We start from the raw sequence: 14714 nt of genomic DNA on the forward strand, positions 1-14714 counted from the left end.
GACCGGGTGCATCACATCGGTTCGACCCGCGGGTCGCCGGGCGCGGCTCCGGCATCGCCGGTCATGGACACCTGTCGTTGCCGTCCGCGGGAGCGCCGTGGTGTCGGCCGGTCACGCCGGCTCCGGTTCGTACCCGCCGCGCAGACCGTCGAGCGTCGCGTACAGCGAGGCGGGGATCGTCACGCCCTCCGACGGCGTCCGCAGCCGGGCCTCGTAGCGACGGTCGGAGGGCAGCCGGGTGCCCTCCTGTTCGAGGATCTTCGCGAACAGCTTCTCACCGTGCGCGATTCGCGCCTCGCGGTCGTGGTGCACGCTGAACCGGGCCGGGTCCATCGCGATGACGAGCTCGCCACCGCACGGCGCCCCGGTCCGCGCGGTGTCCCGTTCGCCTGCCTCGATGCTGAGGAGGTCTCCCAGCAGCGGCCCGGTGAGCAGCTCGATCATCAATGCGATGTTGGATCCCTTGGCCCCGCCGAACGGAAGCTGGGCGCCGGCCAGCGCCTGCGCCGGATCAGAGGTGGGCAGACCGTCGGGGCCGATGGCCGCACCGTCGGGAAGCTCGCGGCCGTCGCGCAGCCGCAGCTGGATCTCCCCGCGTGCGCAGGCGCTGGACGCCTGGTCGAAGGCGAGCGGGGGGCGGTCTCCCCGGGGCCAGGCGAACGCCATCGGGTTGGTGCCGAACAGCGGCTCCCGCCCGCCGGCCGGCGCGACGTACGGAGCGGCGGCCACGAACGCGAACGCCACCAGGTCCCGCTCCGCGAGCCGTTCGACCTCCGGCCACAGCGCGGCGACGTGCAGCGCATTGTTGACCACCAGCGCTGCGATGCCGTGCTCCGCGGCGAGTGCGGCGAGCGGTTCCTCGCCCAGCGCGAGCGAGAGCGGGGCGAAGGTGTATCGGGCGTCCACCCGCACCACCGCGGGCGCGAGCTCCGACAGCTCCGGTTGCGCGACACCGGATGCCAGCCCCGATCGCACCCCGTCGACGTAGTACGGGATGCGGAACAGGCCGTGGTGCGGGCATTCGTCGCGCTCGGCAGCCGTCACGGTGTCCGCGATCGCCCCGGCATGGGTGTCGTCGAACCCGTGGGCCGTCAGAACCGCAACGGCGACCTCGTGCACGTCCTGCAACGTCAACGTGACGGTCTCACTCATCGTCAGCTTCCTGTCATGTCGTGGCGCGGCCCTGGGGAGCGATCACCGGAGCGGATGCGGAGACGGTGACCGGGGCGGTGTTCCGGAGCTCGCACGGGCCACGCCGGGCGGTGCGGGTGGGGACGGGCGTGGCGGTGGTCAGCTGCGCAGCACCTTGCCCGGGTTGAGGATCCCCGTGGGGTCGAGGGTGCGCTTGATGTCGCGTTGCAGCTCCAGCCCGTCGGCTCCCAGCTCGGTCTCCAGCCACTCGGCCTTCAACAGCCCGACGCCGTGCTCCCCGGTGATCGTTCCACCGAGGTCCAGTGCGAGCTTCATGACCTGGTCGAAGGCGACACCCGCGCGCCGGACCTGTTCGGGGTCGGCCGGGTCGAAGACCACCGTGGGGTGCATGTTGCCGTCGCCGGCATGCCCGGTGCAGGTGATCAGGACGTCGTTGTCGCGACTGATCCTCTCCACGCCCACGACGAGATCGACGAGCGCCGACCGGGGGACACACGCGTCCTCCGAGATGAACGACCCGAGCAGCTCGGTCGCGACACCGACGCTGCGCCGGGCCTCGAGCAACATCGCGGACTCCGCGGCGTTCTCGGCCAGCACGACGTCACCGCCGTGCCCCGTCGCGACCTTCTCGAACTCGGCGAGATCCTGCGCGGCGAGCGCGCCGCGGTCGGACTGCATGAGCACCATGGCGCCGGCGCCGTCGGGGAAGCCGAGATCCTTGTACCGGCGGACCACGTCCATCGAGAGCCGGTCCATCAGCTCCAGCAACGACGGCTGCCCGCCACCGGCCATGTAGTCGCACACCGTCGCGCACGCCGAAGCGGCGTCCGGGAAGAACGAGACCGCGGTCAGCGCGCCCCCGGCGGCGGGGCGCAGCGCCAGCGTCACCTCCGTGACGACGCCCAGCGTGCCCTCGGAGCCGACGAACAGCCGCGTCAGGTCGTAGCCCGCGACGCCCTTCGCGGTGGACCGGCCGGTCCGGACCACCCGGCCGTCGGCGAGCACGATCTGCAGCCCGCGGACGTACTCGGCGGTGACGCCGTACTTCACACAGCACAGCCCGCCCGCGTTGGTCGCGACGTTGCCGCCGATCGTCGAGGACTCCCACGACGACGGGTCCGGCGGGTAGAACAGCCCCTTCTCGGCGACCGCCCGGGACAGCACCGCATTCACCACACCCGGTTCCACGACCGCGACCGCGTTCGTCGTGTCGATCGACCGGATCCGGTTCATCCGCTCCAGCGAGAGCAGCAGACAGCCGTCGATCGCATTGGCTCCACCGGCCAGCCCGGTCCGGGCACCCTGCGGGACGACCGGCACGCCGTGCCGGTGCGCGGCCCGCAGCACCGCGGAGACCTCCTCCACCGTGGACGGCCGTACCAGGGCGGCGGCGCTGCCGTTCGGGCAGAAGGGCGCACTGTCGCGTTCGTGCGAGGCGACCACGTCGGGATCGGTGACGACGAGCCCGTTGCGCAGGGCGGTGAGCTCGGCCAGCGCTGTGGCGGCATTGCCGGGAGGGGGCATGGGGCACTCCGGAGGGACGTCGTTGTCGGACGGTTCGTACGTCGGGGCGGATGGAATCCGGTTCCGCCCGTCCCGACGGTGATCAGGCAGTGGTGAAGGCCTGGCCGCTCGCGGGACCTCGGCCGGCGAGGTGCCGGGATCGGGCTGCTCGTCGGCGGCCATCGGGCTGACGAGCGGAGGGCGGATGTCGTGGATGGCGTGGGTCGTCGTCGAGAAGCTCTCCGGGGTGGGGTGCACGAGCGGTCGCGGCCCGAGGCCTCGAAGCCGATTCCGGCACGGCCGCAACAGCTATGTAACCGGTAACATCGCAGCCTGAGCCTTCGGCCGGCGGGTGTCAAGGACGAGCCCCGGTGAGGTCGGTGGTGGCGGTCACCGGCTCCGGTCCGTCGTGACACCGGTGCGCGCGTGACCGGGTGGCGGCCCCGGCCCCGGCGCCCCGCGACCTCGCCGGTGTCACCGTGAGCGGCTCCCGGAGCCCGGGTTCGGTACGGCCGGCTCAGGTCGCGATCGGCCGGGTCGTCACGCGGAAGTCCTCGAGGGTCCATTCCCGGACCTCGTCGACGTGCACGGCGGCGGCCCGCTGCGCACGGTCGGCGTCGCCGTCGATCATCGCGTCGATGATCTCGTGGTGGCGGGCCGCGGCGCCACTGCTGCGGTGGGTTCCGTTCGCCCCGGCGATCCGCAGCCACTCGAGGTAGGCCTCGATGCTGTCCCGCACCGCCAGCATCCGGGCGTTTCCGGCGTGCTCGACGATCGTGCGGTGCAGGTTCATGTCGGAGACGAAGAACGGCTCGTGGTCGCCACGGGTCATCGCCTCGTCGGCCGCCACGATCTCCTCGCGAAGGTCGCGCTTGACCCGGTCCGGCATCCGCAGGGTGGCCTCGCGGGTCGCGAACCACTCGATCGCCTTGCGCATGCCGCACATCTCGTCGATGTCGTCGGCGGTGATGTGTGCGACGTAGGTGCCCGAGCGTGGCCGGGTGACGACGAGCTGGTCGCCCTCCAGTCGGCTCAGCGCCTCGCGCAGCGGGGTCTTCGAGACCCCCATCGTCTCGCCGATCGCCGTGACGTCCAGCCGTTCGCCCTGCTCCAGGCGTCCGTGCGTGATCTCGGCACGCAGCACGCGATAGGCCCGGTCCGCCAGCGACTCCGTGACGAGACGCGGCACCGTCACATCGATCACCACCCAGTTCGGTCTTGCGTTCTCGGCCGCCGGAGTATTGCATCACCGGCGCCGGATCTGTTAGACATCCGATCGGCCAGATCTGATGTTTCAGATTCCAGTATAGCGTTCCATGCTTTCGCCCACGAGGAGACGCCCAGTGTCGAGCACGCCCGACCCCCGCTTCACCGGCATCATCGCCACCGTCGTCACGCCGTTCGACGCGGATGGCGAGATCGTCGAGGAGAAGCTCCGCGCCGAGGTCCGGTACCTGCTCAGCGCGAACATCAGCGGCATCTGCGCCTGCGGCACCACCGGTGAGGGCTACACGCTGTCCGCGGAGGAGAGCGCCCGGGTCTGCGCGATCGTCGTCGACGAGGTGGCCGGCCGGGTCCCGGTCGTCGGCGGGATCATCCAGAACTCCACCCACGCCGTCGTCCGCTACGGGAAGGCGTTGAAGGAGGCCGGGGTCGACGCGCTGCAGGTCACCCCGATCCACTACCTCTGGTCGCCGAGCACGGACTCGACGATCGACTACTACACCGAGATCGGCGAGGCGACCGGCCTGCCGGTCATCATCTACAACGTCGTGCCGTGGGCGCTGATCGAGCCCGCGGTCGTGTCCCGGCTCGCCGACCTGCCGCACGTGGTCGGCATCAAGCAGTCCGGCGGTGACATGCACAAGCTCGCCGACCTGATCGAGCTGGTCTCCGACCGGATCTCGGTGCTCGCCGCGGTCGACGACCTGCACCTCCCGGCGTTCGTGCTCGGTGCGCAGGGCGCGCTCGCCGCGATTCCGACCGTCACCCCGTTCCTGTCCACCGCGTTGTGGGACGCCGTCCAGGCCGGCGATCTGACGCTGGGGAAGAAGCTGCACGCGCAGATCCTGCCGATCTGGCGGGCGATCGACGGCCCGAACCAGCCGGCGACGATCAAGGAGGCGCTGCGCCTGCAGGGCCGCGACGGCGGTCACCACCGGCGCCCGGTCGACCCGGTGAGCCCCGAGGTCAGCGCGAAGCTGGCCGCTGCGCTGGACGCGGCCGGGCTCCTCGCACCCGGCGTCGAGCCCGTCACCGCCTGAGAGCGCGTGGTGCGGCCCGGACGTTCACCGGCGTGGTGAGGACGGTGGCTGCGCCGGGCCGGTGACCGTCCGGACGTGTGCGTGCCGCCTGGGCTCTCGTCGGTGACCGACCGGCGGTGGACGCCGGTCGAGCCGTCGCCGGCCCTGCCGGGGCGTCCGGACGGACGGCCGCGTCGTCACCACCGGCATCCGACCGTCGACACGATCTCGTGGCGGATGGTTCCGCACGATCCGGCTCCGCGGTCGGCGGCCTGCCCACGATTCTCGGCCCGGAGCCCGGACAGCACGCCCGCGGCCTGCCGGGGCCGAGGCCGTGGGCGGCGGCTCAGCCCGCTCGGCACGGCCCGCTCGTCCGAGCTCACGGAGCGCCACCCGACCGCCGAGCCCCGCCTCCGTGTCCGGCCGGCCCGCCGGCTCCGATCACACGAGGTGCCGGCCGTCGCGCCGGCCCGGCCGTGCACGCTTCGACCATCGCCGGCGGGGAGGTCTCGCCGGCACCGGCCGATCGGCGCCCCCGCCACCGAGAACCCTTTCCCCATACGTACGGAGACACCATGAGCGGATACCGCAGAGTCGCGCCGCTGAACCGACGATCGTTCCTCCGGGGCATGGGGGCCATCGCCGCCGTCGGCGGGTTGACCGCGTGCTCCTCCGCCGCCCCGCTCGCAGGGCGGTCGGAGTACACGATCACGGTGGGGCACCCCTCGCAGTCCGACCACTTCCACGTGGCGTCGTTCAACCACTTCAAGGACCTGGTCGAGGAGAGGTCCTCGGGCAGGATCGCGGTCCGCTTCTATCCGGACGGCATCTTCGGCGGTGATCGCGAGACGATCGAGTCGGTGCAGATGCGCTACCTGCAGCTCGGCTTCAGCCCGTCCTCGTCGGTCGCCGCCTTCGTCCCGCAGATGTCGATCTGGGACGTGCCGTTCCTCTTCGACTCCCTGGAGCACGCGTACGCGACGCTGGACAGCCCGTTCGGCCAGCGGATCCTCGCCGAGACCCGCGAGTTCAACATGTTGGGGCTGGGCTACTGGGACAACGGTTTCCGGCACCTGTCGACCAGGGCCACGAAGGTCGAGAGCCTCGCCGACCTGCGGGGGCTGTCGGTGCGGGTCCTGGAGAACCCGGTGCACATCCGGGCCTGGCGCAGCGTCGGGGCGAACCCGACCCCGATGGCGTTCGGCGAGGTCTACGTCGGGCTGCAGCAGGGCACGATCGACGCCCAGGAGAACGCGCTGCCGAACATCGAGACGGCGAGGTTCTACGAGGTGCAGCGCTACGTGATGCTGACCCAGCACATCTACGGGCCCCAGCCCTTCTACATCAACACCGACTTCTTCGAGGACCTGCCCGAGGACCTGCAGGAGGTGGTCGTCAGTTCCGAGCTCGACGCCCGGCAGGTCTGCCGGGACCGGTCACAGGGCGCCGACGAGCAGGCCACGCGCACGATCTCCGAGTCCGGCAGCGAGATCGTCGAGCTGACCCCCGATCAGCGCGCCGAGTTCGCGGAGCCGATGCAGGAGGGCGCCGAGGCGTACCTGCGCGGCGTGGTGGGAGAAGAGCTCATCGACGAGCTCCACGACGTGGTGAGGGAGTACGCATGACCGAGATGGAAGCGCCCGCGATCCGCGACGAGGAGGTCCGGCACCGGCTCAGCGTCGAGGAGTGGATCATCGGGTCGATCCTCGGGGTGATGCTGCTGATCCTGTTCAGTCAGGTGGTGGCGCGGTTCGTCCTCGGCCAGTCACTGCCGTGGAGCGAGGAGACCGCGCGCTACCTCTTCATCTGGATGATCTTCACCGGTCTCGGCGCGGTGACGCTGCGTGGCGAGCACATCGCCGTCGACGCTCTGCTGGACAAGCTGAGTCCGGGCGGCAGGCGGGTCGTCACCCAGATCACGTACGCGATCCTCTTCGCCGTCAACATCGCACTGATCGTGGCCGCGACGCGGCTGGTCCGGACGGTCCGGGAACTCGGGCAGTACGCCCCGGCCACCGAGATCCCGGTCTGGCTGGTCTACCTCGCGGTGCCGCTGGGGCTCCTCGTCGCCAGTGCGCGCCTGATCCAGGCGAGCGTCCGCCTGTGGGCGACCGAGCCGAGCGTCACCACGCACGAGAAGGGGGTCTGAGATGGACATCGCGTTGCTGCTGATCGTCCTGCTGGCCGCGATCGTGGCCGGGATCCCGATCGCCTACTCGCTGATCCTGGCGGCACTGGCGTTCGCCGTGTTCTTCGACCACGGGGTCGGGCTCGGCATGCTCGTGCACAACTTCACGATCGCCAACGACTCCTTCCCCATCCTGGCCGTGCCGTTCTTCATCCTGGCCGGAATGATCATGGGCAAGGGTGGGATCTCCAGGCGCCTGTTCAACATCGCGACCGCGTGGGTCGGCCACCTCCGGGGAGGCTTCGGTGTGGCGGCGGTGCTCACGGCGCTGTTCTTCTCGGCCATCTCCGGCTCGGGGCCGGGCACGGTGGCCGCGGTCGGCGGGATGATGATCCCGCAGATGGTGCAGCGCGGCTACTCCCGGACGTTCTCCGGCGCGCTCATCGCGGCCGCGGGCACCATGGGGGTGATCATCCCGCCGTCGATCCCGTTGGTGATCTACGGCGTGACGACGGGGACCAGCATCGGTGACCTCTTCCTGGCCGGCATCTTCCCGGGGCTGCTGGTGAGCGTGATGCTGATGGTGTGGGCGGTCGCCCACGCCAGGCGTCGCGGCATCGGGGGCACCGAGAAGATTCCGCTCTCCGCGCGCTTCGCGTCGCTGAACCAGGCGAAGGGCGCGCTGTTCCTCCCGGTGCTGATCCTCGGCGGCATCTACGGCGGTGTGTTCACCCCCACCGAGGCCGCGGTGGTCGCGGTCGTCTACGCCACCGTCTTCTCGACGCTGATCTACCGCGAGCTCGATCTCTCCGGGTTGTTCCGGGCGATGGTCTCGGCCGCGACGATCTGCAGCGCGATCATGCTCATCGTCGCCGCGGCGGCGCCCTTCGCGCTGTTCCTCGCGGTCGCCGAGGCGCCTGGTCAGGTCCTGGGCCTGGTGGGCGCGATCTCGACCAACCCGGTCGTCATCGTCTGTATCGTGATGATCTTCCTGCTGCTCCTCGGCACCTTCATGGAGACCATCGCGGCGATCACCATCACCGCGCCCATCCTGCTCATCCTGCTGGGCGAGATCGGTATGGACCCGGTGCAGATCGGGATCCTGCTGGTGATGTTCCTGGCGCTCGGTTTCGTCACGCCGCCCCTGGGGCCGAACGTCTTCGTCGCGGCGAGGACCGCAGGTGTGGCGAACGAGAAGCTGTTCGTCGCGGTCCTGCCCGGCATCGCACTGATCATCGTCGTCTGCGTGGTGGTGGCCTTCGTCCCGGCACTGAGTCTCGGGCTGCTGGATCGATGAGTGCCCGGGTGCCGGTGCGCCGTGTTTCGCCGCGGTGACCACGGGTACCCTCCCGAGTTCCGCACGTCACCGTCCGTACATCAGCGCGGCCGGTCGTGCCATACCGAGTTGGTCCGCGCCGGAGTGCCGAGCGCGCCGCCGACCCGGCGGCGCCGGCCCCCGTCCGTCGCCGCCGGCGTCGCCGCGCGCGGCATCGCCGCGGAGCAGGGGAGGACCGTCGATGGCCAAGAAGGACAAGTCCGAGAAGGACGAGAAGAACAAGAAGGACGCGGTCGAGGCCGCGAAGAAGGACGTGAAGAAGGCCCGCCGCGCGGAGGAGAAGAAGGCCGAGCAGGCCGTCCGCGACGCCGCCAAGGCCGAGAAGAAGGCCAAGGCGAAGGCCAAGGAGCAGCGCAAGGAGCAGGAGCGCGCTGCGAAGGCCGAGAAGAAGGCCGCGAAGAAGGCCAAGGCCGCCCGCCTGGAGAAGGTCGCCAGCGCCAAGGCGGCCGAGAAGGCCGAGCGCAAGGCGGCGAAGAAGGCGGGCGAGAAGGTCGTCGCCGCGAAGCCGGGCACCGGTGTGGGCACCCCGGAGACCGACCCGTCGAAGAAGGAGGCCCGTCGCCGCGAGGCCGAGGCCGCCGCCGCCCGGATCGCCGAGGCGGTCAGCAAGAAGGTCAACGGCCGGCCCGCGAAGGCCGGAAAGGCCTGAGTCACACCGACGCCGACGCGCCCGGGCCCGCACGAGCGGACCCGGGCGCGTCGGCGTCCGGACGATCTTCCGCGGCCGTTCGCATGAGGAGATGTTCAGTCTTGCACCTTTGCGTGGTGCAGTCGTAGCGTTCCCTCGTTCGAGCCCGCGAGGAGACCTGCTGTGCACATCGCCGAGGGATACCTGCCGCCGCTGCACGCGGTGGCCTGGACCGTGGTCGCCGCCCCCTTCGTGGTGCACGGCGCGCGGGCCGTGGTCGTGCGGGTCCGCGAGGATCCGGACGCCAAGCTGCTGCTCGGCGCGGCGGGGGCGTTCACCTTCGTGCTGTCCGCGCTGAAGATCCCGTCGGTGACGGGCTCGTCGTCGCACCCGACCGGCACCGGACTGGGGGCGGTGCTGTTCCGGCCCCCGGTGATGGCGCTGGTCGGGACGGTGGTGCTGCTCTTCCAGGCGCTGCTGCTCGCGCACGGCGGGCTCACCACGCTCGGTGCGAACGTGTTCTCGCTGGCCGTGGCGGGCCCGTGGATCGCCTACGGCTCCTACCGGGCCGTCCGCAGGCTGGGTGGCAGCCTCGGGCCCGCGGTGTTCGTCGCCGCGTTCCTCGCCGATCTCGGCACCTACACGGTCACCAGCGCGCAGCTGGCACTCGCCTTCCCGGACCCGACGTCCGGCTTCGGCGGCGCGTTCCTGACCTTCGCCTCGATCTTCTCGATCACCCAGATCCCGCTGGCCGTGGCGGAGGGGCTGCTGACCGTGCTCGTCGTCCGGCTGCTGGTCCGGATCACCCCGGACGAGCTGCGCAGGCTCGGTGTGCTGCGACCGCGCGACACCACCGGAACCGAGCCGACGGAGGCCGCGGCGTGAAGCGCTCGACACTGGTGAACGTACTGCTGATCGTGGCCGTCGTCGCGCTGTTCGCGATCCCGGCGCTGTTCATCCCCGGCGAGTACGCCGGCGCCGACGGCCAGGCCGGCGACACCATCGACGCCACCGGTTACGAGCCCTGGTTCGAGCCGGTCTGGGAGCCGCCGTCCGGCGAGATCGAGTCGGGCATCTTCGCGATCCAGGCCGCCGCGGGCGCCGGTGTGCTCGGGTACTGCCTCGGGGGCGCCCGCACCCGCTCGCGGCAGCGGCGCGAGGCACCCGCGGCCGAGAGCTGATGCTGCTGATCGACGAGACGGCGTACGCGGGCCGGTGGCGGTCCCGGCACCCGGGGGAGAAGGCCTTCCTGGCGCTGGGCCTGCTCGCGCTGGCGGTGCTGCTCCCGCCGTGGCCCGGGGCCCTGTTCTGTGGTGCCGCCGCCCTCGCTCTGCTGCTCGGCGGTGCCCGGGTCCCGCTGCGCACGGTGGGCAGGCTGCTGCGGCTGCCGCTCGGCTTCGTACTGGTGGGGGCGATCCCGCTGCTGATCACGGTCGGCGGGGACCTGTGGCTGGCGCCGGCGCCGGGAGGCCCGGTGCGCGCCGCGGAACTCGTCGGCCGGGCGATGGCCGCGGTCGGCTGCCTGATCCTGTTCGCCGCGACCACCCCGATCGCGGACACCCTGCCCCGGCTGCGGTGGGTGCCGCGCGCCGTCACCGAGATCGCCCTGCTGATCTACCGGATGCTGTTCCTGCTGCTGGACTCGCTGCGGGCGGTCCGGGAGGCGCAGACCCTGCGGATGGGCTTCCGCACCCGCCGGGCGACCTTCCGGTCGCTGGCCGGGCAGGGCGGCGCCGTCTTCGTCCGGGCGTTCGACCGGGCCCGCAGGCTGGAGGCCGGACTGGCCGCTCGCGGCTACGACGGCGAGCTGATGGTGCGGGTCACCTCCCGGCCGGTGTCCGCGCCGTTCGTCGCCGCGAGCGCGGTGCTGCTCACCGGGATCGTCGTCGCCACCCTGGTGGTGCTCCGGTGAGCGCGCCGGTGCTCGAAGCGCGCGGGCTGGTGTTCGGCTACCGCGACGGCCCACCGGTGCTCGCCGGCGCCGATCTCGTCGTACGCCGGGACCGGCGGCTGGCCGTGCTCGGCCCGAACGGCGGCGGCAAGACGACGCTGTTCCGGCTGCTGCTCGGACTGCTCCGGCCCCACAGCGGGGAGGTGCTGCTCGACGGCGTCCCCCTGGACCGCAGCCGTCGTGGGCTGATCCGGCTCCGGGAGAGCGCACAGCTGGTCCTGCAGGACCCCGACGACCAGCTGTTCGCCGCCGACGTCGGGCAGGACGTCTCGTTCGGCCCGCTCAACCTCGGTCTCGACGACGACGAGGTGGCCCGCCGGGTGAGCGGCGCGCTGGCCGCGGTCGGTGCGTCCGAGCTGATCGACCGGCCCACCCATCAGCTGTCGTTCGGGCAGCGCAAGCGGGTCGCGATCGCCGGTGCGCTGGCGGTGCGGCCGCGGGTGCTGGTGCTCGACGAGCCGACCGCCGGACTGGACCCGGCGGGCGTCGAGGAGCTGGTCGCCGTACTGGCACGCCTGCAGGACGACGGCACCGCGGTCGTGTTGTCCACCCACGACGTCGACCTGGCGTACCGGTGGGCCGACGACGTCGCCGTCGTCGCCGGGGGCCGGGTCGTCAGCGCGCCGGCCGCGGCGGCACTCGACGACGCCGAGCTGCTCGCCGGGGCCCGGCTCGGCCCGGCCTGGGCCCCCGCCGTCGCCCGGTTGCTCGCCGCACTGGACCGCCCCGGGCCGGCCCCGCGCACCGCCGCGGAGCTGCACGACCTGCTCGCGGAGCAGCTCGGGTTGCGTACCGACGCGGGTATGCGAGAGGGTGACGCGGGTGACCGTCCCGGAGCCGGCCGGTGAGCCGGACCTCAGCATTCCCAGCTCCGCGCGCATCTACGACTTCTTCCTCGGCGGCGGCCACAACTTCGCCGCCGACCGGGCGCTCGCCGAGCGGATCGTCGAGCTGGTGCCGGCCGCGCGGGAGACCGCGGTCGCCAACCGGGCGTTCCTCGGCCGGGCTGTGCGGGCCTGCCTGGACCGGGGCTGCCGGCAGTTCCTCGATCTCGGCTCCGGGATCCCGACCGTCGAGCCGGTGCACGAGATCGCGCACCGGCACGACCCGTCCGCCCGGGTCGTCTACGTCGACTCCGATCCGGTCGCGGTTGCGGTCGGCCGCGACCTGCTCGACGGCAACGAGAGCGCGACGATCACGGCGGCCGACCTGACCGACCCGGACGCCGTGCTGTCCGCACCCGGGGTGGCGGGCCTGCTCGACCCCGCGGAGCCGACGGCGGTGCTGGCCGTCGCGGCACTGCACTACGTCGGTGACGACGAGCTGGTCGCCCGGCTGCTCGACCGCTACTGCTCGGCGTTCGGCCCGGGCAGCATGCTGGTGTTCTCGCACGGCAGCGCCGACGTCGACGACCCGGCGGCGGTCTCCGGGACCGAGGACCTGCAGCGGCTGGCCCGCGACAGCGGCCATCCGCTGGTCGTGCGGGACCGGGCCACCCTGCGTCGGCTGACCGCGCGGGTGGACCCGCTCGAACCGGGCCTGGTCGACATCGGCCGGTGGCGGCCCGGCGAGCCGGGCCCTGGGCCGGTACTGGGGGTGTACGGGCTGGTCGGGACGGTCCGGGATCAGTCGCGGTAGACGCCGGGGCGTTTCTCCAGGAACGCGGTGACCGCCTCCTGCAGGTCGGCCGAGATCAGCGCGCCGCTGTTCCAGGTGGCGATCTGGTCGAGGCCGTCGGCGACCGAGTGGTCCCGGGCGTAGGTGATCGCCTGCTTGGTGCCGCGCAGCGCCAGCGGGGACTTCGCGGCCAGCTCGGCGGCCAGCGCGGCGACGCCCTGCTCGAGCGCGTCCGCGTCGTCGAACACGCCGTTGACCAGGCGCAGCTCCTTCGCCTCGGTGCCCGACACCGGGCGGCAGGTGTAGGCCATCTCCCGGGCGATCCCCTCGCCGACGATCCGCGGCAGCCGCTGCAGCACGCCGACGTCGGCGGCGAGCCCCATGTCCACCTCCTTCAGTACGAACGACGCGTCGGGCGTCGCGTACCGCAGGTCGCAGGCCACCGCCAGGTCGAGCCCGGCCCCGATGCAGACGCCGTGCACCGCGGCGAGCACCGGCTTGCGGCAGCGCTCGACGGCGGTCAGACAGTCCTGCAGGTCCAGGATGGTCCGGCGGAGCTTCTCCGCGCCGTGCCCGGGGGAGGGATCGGACGCCGTCTCCTTGAGCCCGGCGAGCATCGCGACGTCGATCCCGGAGCAGAAGTGCTTGCCGTTCCCGCTGATCACGATCACCCGGGTGGACGGGTCGGCGTCCAGCTCGCGCAGCGTGTCGCGCAGCCCGAACCACATCGGCTCGTGCAGCGCGTTCGCCGCCTCCGGCCGGTCCAGTCGGACCCGCGCGATCCCCTCGGCCACCTCGACCGCGATGCCCGTCGGCTCGCCCATGGAGTGCACTCCCTCGTGTCCGGTGTCGGTACCGGGGCCGAGGCTACCGTGGAGTAACCCCAGCTGACAGGATGCGCTGGTGCAACGGGGCGGCAGGATCGGCCGGGCTGACCGGACGTGGTGGGTGGCCTGCGGGCTGCTGTTCGCGACGGCGTTCGGCACGAACGTCCCCACCCCGCTGCTGTTGATCTACCGGGTGGAGCTCGATCTCGCGCCGAGCACCCTGGCCGCGATCTTCGGGGTCTACGCGCTCGGGCTCGCCCCGTCGCTGCTGCTCGGCGGGCCGGCGTCGGACCGGTACGGCCGAACCCGGGTGCTGTTGCCCGCCGCGGTCGGCGTGGCCGGGGCCTCGCTGCTGTTCCTCGGTGGCGGCTCGGCGCTGTGGCTGCTGTTCGTGGCCCGGTTCGTGCAGGGCCTGGCCTCCGGAGCGATCTTCTCGGTCGGCAGTGCCTGGCTGCAGGACCAGGCCGGGACGGCCGGTGCCGCGCGGGCGGCGCGGGCCGCGTCGATCGCGCAGAGCGCGGGCTTCTGCCTCGGCCCGCTGACCTCCGGGCTGATCGCCGCCTACGGGCCGTGGCCGCTCACCCTGCCCTACCTGGTGCACGTCGCACTGCTGGTCCCGGCGGTCGTCGCGGTGCTGCTGGTCGCGGGCACCGCCGGCGCGCCGGCCGGGGGAGTCCGGCGCGGGCTGCTGCCCCGCCCGGGGCTGGACGGACCGGCCCGGCGGACGTTCGTCCGGGTCGTCGTGCCGACCGCGGTGTGCGTCTACGCCTTCCCGTCGGTGACGGTGACCGTGCTGCCGCTGCTGCTGCCCGGGATCACCGGGCTGGTCGCCTTCACAGGCTTGCTCGCCGCGCTCACCCTCGGCACCGGCACCCTGGTTCAGCCGTTCGCGCATCGGCTCGGCGCGCGTACCGGACCGATCGGGGCGGCGCTCGGCGCGCTCGGGTTCGTCATCGGGTCGCTCGCCGCGCCCACCGGATCGGTGCTCGTGGTCGCGGTCGCCGGGGTGCTGCTCGGCGCCGGCGGCGGACTGTGCCTCAACGCCGGCCTCACCCTGGTCGGACGGCTGGCACCGGCGACCGGCCGGGGCGCGGCGAACGGCGTCTTCTACACCGCCGCCTACGTCGGTTTCGCGATGCCGTTCCTGGCGACCGCATTCGTCGCGGTGGACGCGTTGATGTGGCCGCTGCTCGTGCTCGGCGCCGTCACCGCCGCGACGGCCGGCTGGCTGGCGCTGCGGATGCCCACCGCCTGAGTACGCGGCTGTGCGGCCCGCCCCGCCGCCTGAGCGGTTGCCCGGCCTGAGCAGGCGGTTGCCCGGCACGTCTG

General features: G+C 72.3%; 15 protein-coding genes. 11 read left to right on the forward strand and 4 right to left on the reverse strand.

Annotated elements, in window-relative coordinates:
- Nucleotides 1-111: 111 nt before the first annotated feature.
- From Pdca_RS06645 to Pdca_RS06655, 3 genes are all read right to left on the reverse strand, one after another.
- Complete coding sequence (locus Pdca_RS06645) at nucleotides 112-1152, reverse strand: Ldh family oxidoreductase (protein WP_085913967.1); 1041 nt, start codon at nucleotides 1150-1152, stop codon at nucleotides 112-114.
- Between the two features lie 138 nt (nucleotides 1153-1290).
- Complete coding sequence (locus Pdca_RS06650; protein ID WP_085913968.1) at nucleotides 1291-2676, reverse strand: FAD-binding oxidoreductase; 1386 nt, start codon at nucleotides 2674-2676, stop codon at nucleotides 1291-1293.
- Between the two features lie 496 nt (nucleotides 2677-3172).
- Nucleotides 3173-3850 carry a GntR family transcriptional regulator gene (locus Pdca_RS06655; RefSeq protein WP_197719938.1) on the reverse strand — a complete coding sequence of 226 codons (678 nt, stop codon included), beginning with the start codon at nucleotides 3848-3850 and terminating at the stop codon, nucleotides 3173-3175.
- A gap of 148 nt (nucleotides 3851-3998) precedes the next feature.
- Here Pdca_RS06655 and Pdca_RS06660 point away from each other — a divergent pair, with 148 nt between their 5' ends.
- The 10 genes from Pdca_RS06660 to Pdca_RS06705 all read left to right on the forward strand — a co-directional run bounded on the left by Pdca_RS06660 (nucleotide 3999) and on the right by Pdca_RS06705 (nucleotide 12579).
- Complete coding sequence (locus tag Pdca_RS06660) at nucleotides 3999-4919, forward strand: dihydrodipicolinate synthase family protein (RefSeq protein ID WP_197719939.1); 921 nt, start codon at nucleotides 3999-4001, stop codon at nucleotides 4917-4919.
- A gap of 608 nt (nucleotides 4920-5527) precedes the next feature.
- The gene (locus Pdca_RS06665) at nucleotides 5528-6523 is read left to right on the forward strand and encodes a TRAP transporter substrate-binding protein (protein WP_158092210.1); all 996 of its coding nucleotides are present in this window, start codon (nucleotides 5528-5530) and stop codon (nucleotides 6521-6523) included.
- Nucleotides 6520-7047 (forward strand): TRAP transporter small permease, encoded by a 528-nt coding sequence (locus Pdca_RS06670; RefSeq protein WP_085913972.1) that lies wholly within the window; start codon nucleotides 6520-6522, stop codon nucleotides 7045-7047. The genes Pdca_RS06665 and Pdca_RS06670 overlap by 4 nt, the downstream gene beginning before the upstream one ends.
- 1 nt (nucleotide 7048) lies before the next feature.
- Nucleotides 7049-8323 (forward strand): TRAP transporter large permease, encoded by a 1275-nt coding sequence (locus Pdca_RS06675; RefSeq protein WP_085913973.1) that lies wholly within the window; start codon nucleotides 7049-7051, stop codon nucleotides 8321-8323.
- A 220-nt stretch (nucleotides 8324-8543) separates the two neighbouring features.
- The gene (locus Pdca_RS06680) at nucleotides 8544-9011 is read left to right on the forward strand and encodes a hypothetical protein (RefSeq protein WP_085913974.1); all 468 of its coding nucleotides are present in this window, start codon (nucleotides 8544-8546) and stop codon (nucleotides 9009-9011) included.
- A gap of 162 nt (nucleotides 9012-9173) precedes the next feature.
- On the forward strand, nucleotides 9174-9875 hold the full coding sequence (locus tag Pdca_RS06685) for an energy-coupling factor ABC transporter permease (RefSeq protein ID WP_085913975.1): 702 nt from the start codon (nucleotides 9174-9176) through the stop codon (nucleotides 9873-9875).
- Entirely contained in the window at nucleotides 9872-10171 is a 300-nt protein-coding gene (locus Pdca_RS06690) for an energy-coupling factor ABC transporter substrate-binding protein (protein ID WP_085913976.1), read from the forward strand. The genes Pdca_RS06685 and Pdca_RS06690 overlap by 4 nt, the downstream gene beginning before the upstream one ends.
- Nucleotides 10171-10902 (forward strand): cobalt ECF transporter T component CbiQ, encoded by a 732-nt coding sequence (gene cbiQ / locus Pdca_RS06695; RefSeq protein WP_085913977.1) that lies wholly within the window; start codon nucleotides 10171-10173, stop codon nucleotides 10900-10902. The genes Pdca_RS06690 and cbiQ overlap by 1 nt, the downstream gene beginning before the upstream one ends.
- Nucleotides 10899-11789: an energy-coupling factor ABC transporter ATP-binding protein gene (locus Pdca_RS06700; protein ID WP_085913978.1), complete on the forward strand. Its 891-nt coding sequence runs from the start codon at nucleotides 10899-10901 to the stop codon at nucleotides 11787-11789. Before cbiQ ends, Pdca_RS06700 begins: the two co-directional genes overlap by 4 nt.
- Entirely contained in the window at nucleotides 11764-12579 is an 816-nt protein-coding gene (locus tag Pdca_RS06705) for an SAM-dependent methyltransferase (protein ID WP_232021442.1), read from the forward strand. Before Pdca_RS06700 ends, Pdca_RS06705 begins: the two co-directional genes overlap by 26 nt.
- On the opposite strand, the gene Pdca_RS06710 is transcribed toward Pdca_RS06705, so the two are convergent.
- Nucleotides 12567-13382, reverse strand: a complete 816-nt coding sequence (locus Pdca_RS06710; RefSeq protein ID WP_085913980.1) for a crotonase/enoyl-CoA hydratase family protein — start codon at nucleotides 13380-13382, stop codon at nucleotides 12567-12569. The genes Pdca_RS06705 and Pdca_RS06710 overlap by 13 nt on opposite strands.
- Before the next feature lie 79 nt (nucleotides 13383-13461).
- Here Pdca_RS06710 and Pdca_RS06715 point away from each other — a divergent pair, with 79 nt between their 5' ends.
- Nucleotides 13462-14640, forward strand: a complete 1179-nt coding sequence (locus tag Pdca_RS06715; protein ID WP_158092211.1) for an MFS transporter — start codon at nucleotides 13462-13464, stop codon at nucleotides 14638-14640.
- Nucleotides 14641-14714 lie beyond the last annotated feature (74 nt).

This window comes from Pseudonocardia autotrophica (assembly GCF_003945385.1).
Taxonomy (GTDB): Bacteria; Actinomycetota; Actinomycetes; order Mycobacteriales; family Pseudonocardiaceae; genus Pseudonocardia; species Pseudonocardia autotrophica.

What these genes read in the sequence shown, in the direction of transcription:
- Pdca_RS06645 (WP_085913967.1), bottom strand. Translation starts at nt 1,152, where the DNA reads ATGAGTGAGACCGTCACGTTGACGTTGCAGGACGTGCACGAGGTCGCC.
- Pdca_RS06650 (WP_085913968.1), bottom strand. Translation starts at nt 2,676, where the DNA reads ATGCCCCCTCCCGGCAATGCCGCCACAGCGCTGGCCGAGCTCACCGCC.
- Pdca_RS06665 (WP_158092210.1), top strand. Translation starts at nt 5,528, where the DNA reads ATGGGGGCCATCGCCGCCGTCGGCGGGTTGACCGCGTGCTCCTCCGCC.
- Pdca_RS06670 (WP_085913972.1), top strand. Translation starts at nt 6,520, where the DNA reads ATGACCGAGATGGAAGCGCCCGCGATCCGCGACGAGGAGGTCCGGCAC.
- Pdca_RS06675 (WP_085913973.1), top strand. Translation starts at nt 7,049, where the DNA reads ATGGACATCGCGTTGCTGCTGATCGTCCTGCTGGCCGCGATCGTGGCC.
- Pdca_RS06680 (WP_085913974.1), top strand. Translation starts at nt 8,544, where the DNA reads ATGGCCAAGAAGGACAAGTCCGAGAAGGACGAGAAGAACAAGAAGGAC.
- cbiQ (WP_085913977.1), top strand. Translation starts at nt 10,171, where the DNA reads ATGCTGCTGATCGACGAGACGGCGTACGCGGGCCGGTGGCGGTCCCGG.
- Pdca_RS06710 (WP_085913980.1), bottom strand. Translation starts at nt 13,382, where the DNA reads ATGGGCGAGCCGACGGGCATCGCGGTCGAGGTGGCCGAGGGGATCGCG.